The 6,155-nt window shown below is 45.4% G+C and carries 5 protein-coding genes; all 5 read right to left on the bottom strand.

Going from position 1 to position 6,155, the window contains the following annotated elements:
• Positions 1 to 944, bottom strand: a 944-nt coding sequence (gene ruvB / locus AB4232_RS19325) for a Holliday junction branch migration DNA helicase RuvB (RefSeq protein WP_372087789.1), incomplete at its 3' end; no start/stop codon positions are given.
• Between the two features lie 103 nt (positions 945 to 1,047).
• Positions 1,048 to 1,659: a Holliday junction branch migration protein RuvA gene (gene ruvA, locus AB4232_RS19330; protein ID WP_009846371.1), complete on the bottom strand. Its 612-nt coding sequence runs from the start codon at positions 1,657 to 1,659 to the stop codon at positions 1,048 to 1,050.
• Between the two features lie 92 nt (positions 1,660 to 1,751).
• The gene (locus AB4232_RS19335; protein ID WP_372087790.1) at positions 1,752 to 3,212 is read right to left on the bottom strand and encodes a methyl-accepting chemotaxis protein; all 1,461 of its coding nucleotides are present in this window, start codon (positions 3,210 to 3,212) and stop codon (positions 1,752 to 1,754) included.
• A gap of 193 nt (positions 3,213 to 3,405) precedes the next feature.
• Positions 3,406 to 3,927: a crossover junction endodeoxyribonuclease RuvC gene (gene ruvC, locus AB4232_RS19340; protein ID WP_009846369.1), complete on the bottom strand. Its 522-nt coding sequence runs from the start codon at positions 3,925 to 3,927 to the stop codon at positions 3,406 to 3,408.
• A gap of 169 nt (positions 3,928 to 4,096) precedes the next feature.
• Positions 4,097 to 5,875: an aspartate--tRNA ligase gene (gene aspS / locus AB4232_RS19345; RefSeq protein ID WP_269334911.1), complete on the bottom strand. Its 1,779-nt coding sequence runs from the start codon at positions 5,873 to 5,875 to the stop codon at positions 4,097 to 4,099.
• Positions 5,876 to 6,155: the final 280 nt, after the last annotated feature.

Raw genomic sequence — 6,155 nt, forward strand, 5'->3', positions numbered from 1 at the left:
CTTTGTAGATAACCTTGTTGAATCAAGTAAGGTTCTAACACATCTTCAATGGTATCTCTTTCTTCACCAATCGCCGCAGCCATGTTGTCTATACCAACCGGCCCACCACCAAACTTCTCCATAATCGCAAGCAAAAGCTTCCTATCCATGTAGTCGAAACCTTTAGCATCGACATCCAACATGTTTAGCGCTTTATCAGCAACCTCTGGGCAAATATGTCCATCGCCTTTCACTTCCGCATAGTCACGAACACGGCGCAGTAAACGGTTAGCAATACGTGGCGTACCACGAGCTCGACGAGCAACTTCTAACGCCCCTTGCGATTCCATAGAAAGACCAAGACAATCAGCACTTCGTTGAACGATGTTTTGTAAATCTTCAACTTTATAGTACTCAAGACGCTGAGTAATACCGAAACGGTCACGCAACGGCGATGTCAGTGAACCAGCACGAGTGGTTGCGCCAATCAAAGTGAAAGGAGGAAGGTCGATCTTGATAGAACGTGCCGCTGGGCCTTCACCAATCATGATATCTAATTGGTAATCTTCCATTGCCGGATACAGAACCTCTTCAACCACAGGACTAAGGCGGTGGATCTCATCAATGAATAGAACATCATTTTCTTCAAGGTTGGTCAGCAATGCCGCCAAGTCACCTGCTTTTTCCAATACAGGTCCTGAAGTGGTACGAATGTTCACATCCATTTCATTAGCAACAATGTTTGCCAATGTGGTTTTGCCCAAGCCTGGAGGACCAAATATCAACAGATGATCGAGCGCCTCATTACGCATTTGTGCTGCTTTGATGAAAATTTCCATCTGACCACGGACGTGATCCTGACCTTGATAGTCAGCCAGTGCTTTAGGGCGTATTGCACGATCAATGACATCTTCATCTTTGAATACTGGGTTGTCCGGTGCAATAAGGCGATCGGCTTCAATCATAAATTCTGATATTCCTAACTATGCGCTTCTTGACGATGCGCTTCTTGACCCTGTGTAAAGGCAAAGTGAATGAATCTGTTTTGTAGAACGAGTATATGAGGTATTAAACCATCGATTTCAGAGCTTCGCGAATCAACTGTTCGCTGGTCATGCCATCTTTAGCCACTTGAGAAACCACCTTAGAAGCTTGGGTCGGCTTGTAGCCTAATGCAAGTAGTGCACTTACCGCTTCTTCTTCCGCGTCGTGCACCGTTGGCATAGAGTCCATTGGCGCTGCATCTGTTGCAGGTGTAAACAGGTCACCTGCGCCCCACCCTTTCAGGCGGTCTTTCATTTCAACAACCAGACGTTCTGCGGTTTTCTTACCCACACCCGGCAGTTTAACCAGCGTAGAGATATCTTCTCGTTCAACACTTTGAACGAATTGGCTAGCGGTCATGCCTGAAAGAATCCCAAGACCAAGTTTAGGGCCGACACCATTCGCTTTAATTACTTCACGGAACAAGGCACGCTCTTTAACCGTGTTAAAACCATAAAGTAGCTGAGCATCTTCACGTACCACAAAATGAGTGTAGATAATTGCTTCTTCGCCTACGTTTGGTAACTCATAAAAACAACTCATTGGCATTTGAACTTCATAACCAACACCACTGACTTCAATCAATAATTCTGGTGGCTGTTTTTCTATTAATGTACCGCGGAGACGTCCGATCACAATTCACTCTCTTGATGGAATTTAATTTGAAGGACAGAATATAAAAGAACTGGATACTTATCCAGTTCTTTGTGTTTTTTGAAGTGAATTATTTAGGCTTGTTTGGCTTGCGAGACCACGCAGTTCAAGCTCGCGACCAATTCTTTAACCGAAGTCACATGACCTGTTAGCTCAGAACCATAATTCGCGACTAAGCCTGACACCGATTTAGTTTCCGCCACACTTTGCGCCACTTCTGAACTGGCGAGATCGAGCTCTTTTAACGAATTCATCTGCATTGCCATAATATTGGTGAGCTGATTAACATCTGTTGATATGGTTTGCACCTCAGAGATAATACCGTTCATCTCGCTCGCCGTGGTTTCGATGATTGCTCTGCCGTGTTCAACTTCTTCTTTACTGCGATCTAACAAAGTTCGAATCTCTATCGCCGAATGACTGCTTTTCGCCGATAGCTCTCTTACCTGATCAGCTACCACAGCAAAGCCTCTTCCTTGCTCACCTGCTCGAGCCGCTTCGATTGCCGCATTAAGTGCTAACAGATTGGTTTGCTCAGCAACCGAAGTGATCAAATCAGCGACCTTCATGATCTCTTGATTACTTTGAATGATTTGACTGATCGCATCGGTTGAAGCTTCTAGTGACTCTGAGCTCTTTTGCGCTTTGGTACCCACCGCTTCGCTGCGTTCTTTCAGTTCACATACAAATGAATTGGATTCTTCAATGCCTTGAGTCATTTGATGGAGTTGTTGACTCATCTGTTCTGCTGCACTCGCTTGAGATTCACAATTGATGTTCAACACCTCAACTTGAGCATGCAGGTCCTGAGACTGCTGGTCTAAATGAACAGATACGCCCTGTAAGCTTTCAGAGTTTGAGTTAGCTTGATCAAGCACCACCGAGAGTCGCCCTTCACTTTGAGTCGCTTGATTGGCAATCTGTTGGCTTTCTGAAATCGCATCCTCTGCCATTTCGATCGCCACCTCTTTTTGCTTAGCGGTAAAGGCTTGAGCAATGCAGATGACCACCAGCGGCATGATCACGCCAGACCAAGTTTCAACCACCACCGCTTCCGGAGTAAGTATTAACTGCGGAAATTCAAAGCCGTTAAGGTGAGCAGACGTCATCACCAATGAAACGCCAATCACTAACCCACTCCACACCAAGGCCACAATTCGTGTTCCTGATAAGAAAAAAGCGACCACTAACAAAGGCACCCAATAAGCTTGAGTAGAAGCCACAACCCCACCACTTTGATAAATGATGTTCAACGCGTGTACCGCCATGCCGACAAAACCAAAGTTAAGTGCAAGGCTCGGCTTACTCGTCACACGAAGTAGCAGTGCAGAGATCAGTTCGAATACGATAAGAAATACAGATGTGGCGATCAGAAGTTGCTCTTCGTGCTTAGTCCACTTGATTAAGCTATAGACACCCACGAAGAATGCGATAAAAGTGAAGAGTAATAAGATATCGGCTTGTCTGACTTCGTTGTTACTCCAGCCATTACTTTTAGGTAGAAACAGCGCGCGCCACAGCTTGATTGGGTTCATCAGTGATCATCCTTGATTAACTTGTAAGACCTCCGACCAATGTTATTAACATGTTAAATGATACGCAATGTTATTATCTGGGTTCTGTTCGAAAGATCTCATTTCATCAAGGATTTAGGTGCGTATTGTTTTGATATGAGCCAAACAGGGCGTAAGGCTCATCGAAAGCAAACTTTTAGGAAGCGATAGGGGATTAACGGTAGCGCCCTTTTCTCGCACCTGTCGCTTTACCTGCCAGTGCAACCAAAGTTTTATTAGTGTTAGCGTGAGTGATTGCTACGCCGAGGGCATCGGCTGCGTCGGCTTGTGGCTTAGCGGGTAGTTTGAGCATGCTCATCACCATATTCTGAACCATAGACTTATCAGCGCCACCATTACCAGTCACCGCTTGCTTGATCAAACGAGCCGCATATTCATGAACAGGTAAATCTGCATTCACCGCTGCCACAATCGCGCTACCTCGAGCTTGTCCAAGCTTAAGTGCAGAGTCAGCGTTCTTCGACATGAAAACCTGCTCGATCGCAAACACATCCGGCTGGAACTGAGTGATGATTTCGCTCACACCGGCATAAATCTGTTTTAGTCGACCCGGCAATTCTTTTTCGGAAGTACGAATACAACCACTACCTAAGTAATATAGATGGCGACCATTTTGACGAATCACGCCATAGCCGGTAATGCGAGAGCCAGGATCAATCCCTAAGATAATAGACATAACTTCAATACTGATTATTTATACATGCTTTTCAGCTTAGTATATCGAACGCAAAAAAAAATGCCCGTCAAATTAACGGGCATTTTCTAATTTACTCACAAATCTTGGCTAATTAATTAAGAGCTCTCTATCAACTAGGATCTCTTCATCAACAAGAAAGATAACAGGCTTACGCTTGCTCTTTCTTCTCTGCCAATTTAACAGCGATTGCTAGCTCTTCCAGTGATGCTGGGTTTGCTAGGCTTGGCGCATCTGTTAGCAGACATGCTGCAGCTGTTGTTTTCGGGAATGCGATAACATCACGGATGTTCTCTGTACCACAAAGAAGCATAGCTAGACGGTCAAGACCGAATGCTAGACCTGCGTGTGGTGGCGTACCGTACTTAAGTGCTTCAAGTAGGAAGCCGAACTTCTCTTGTTGCTCTTTAGCTTCAATACCTAGGATACCGAATACAGCCGTTTGCATTTCTGCGCTATGAATACGTACCGAACCGCCGCCTACTTCGTAGCCGTTGATTACCATGTCGTATGCATCAGAGTTTGCTGCTGCTGGGTTCGCTTTTAGCTCTTCCGCGTTCACACCTAGTGGCGATGTGAATGGGTGGTGCATTGCGTGTAGGTTACCTTCGCCGTCTTCTTCGAACATTGGGAAGTCAACAACCCACAGTGGAGCCCATGCAGATGTGTCTGTTAGCTCTAGATCAGTACCTAGTTTAAGACGAAGTGCGCCCATTGCTTCAGCAACGATGCCCGCTTTGTCTGCGCCAAACAGAATGATATCGCCAGATTCAGCTTGAGTGCGATCTAGAATACCCTTGATTACGTCTTCGCTTAGGAATTTAGCAACTGGAGATTGAATGCCTTCCATGCCTGCAGCACGGTCGTTAATCTTCATCCAAGCTAGGCCTTTCGCGCCGTAGATGTTTACGTGTTCAGCGTAACCGTCAATTTGCTTACGAGTTAGCTTAGCACCACCTGGAACACGGATAACCGCTACGCGACCTTTTTCGTCGTTAGCTGGGCCAGAGAATACTTTGAACTCAACGTCTTTAACCAAGTCAGCAACGTCCACTAGCTCTAGTGGGTTACGTAGATCTGGCTTATCAGAACCAAAACGACGAATCGCTTCAGAGAAAGGCATTACTGGGAATTGACCTAGTTCAACATCTAGAAGTTCTTTCCACATATCGTGAACAAGCTTCTCAGTCACGTTACGCACTTCTTGAGAAGTCATGAACGATGTTTCGATATCGATTTGAGTAAATTCAGGCTGACGGTCAGCACGTAAATCTTCATCACGGAAACATTTAACGATTTGGTAGTAACGGTCAAAACCAGACATCATCAGCAGTTGCTTGAACAGCTGAGGAGATTGAGGAAGTGCGTAGAAGCTACCTTTGTGAACACGGCTTGGTACCAGGTAATCACGAGCACCTTCTGGTGTCGCTTTCGTTAGTACTGGCGTTTCGATGTCTAGGAATAGGTTCTCGTCTAGGAAACGACGAACGAAGCTAGAAGCACGCGCACGAAGCTTGATACGGTCGCTCATTTCTGGACGACGAAGATCGATGTAACGGTACTTAAGACGCTGCTCTTCAGAGTTCGTTTGGTTGAAGTCTAGTGGAAGCGCTTCTGAACGGTTGATGATCTCAAGGCCAGTTGCGTAAAGCTCTACTTCACCCGTCGCCATATCTTTATTTACTTGGCTGTCCGGGCGAACGCGTACTTCACCAGTAAACTTGATACAGAATTCATTACGCAGTTGGTTCGCGATCGGGAAAATATCTTTCATATCTGGATCGACAACAACCTGAACGACGCCTTCACGATCTCGCATATCGATAAAGATAAGACCGCCTAAATCACGGCGACGGTTTACCCAGCCGCACAATTCTACAGTTTGTCCCGCCAGGGACTTGTTCAGGTTACCACAGTAATGGGTACGCATAATGAATTTCCCAATCTCTTAATTATTTACTAATTTCCAAGCTGTCAGTGGTCATTCCACACAACAGAGCAAAGGAACATTTATACGCGGAAACTCGCTTAAAATCGACCTTCCACATTCGAATTTATTGTGTTTTATCTGGCTTTGCTGCTTTTTAGCCCATCAAGTGCGCAAAGATTCATCAAAACCGAAAAAATTGGGATAATTATATCTCGAAAGTACCTTAATCAGCAAAACTCTCGTAAAGTAGATTTTAGGGCGCGTTGACCTTTCGTGGTTA

Origin of the sequence: Vibrio sp. 10N.286.46.A8 (assembly GCF_041470165.1) — a bacterium.
Classification (GTDB): Bacteria; Pseudomonadota; Gammaproteobacteria; order Enterobacterales; family Vibrionaceae; genus Vibrio; species Vibrio tasmaniensis_A.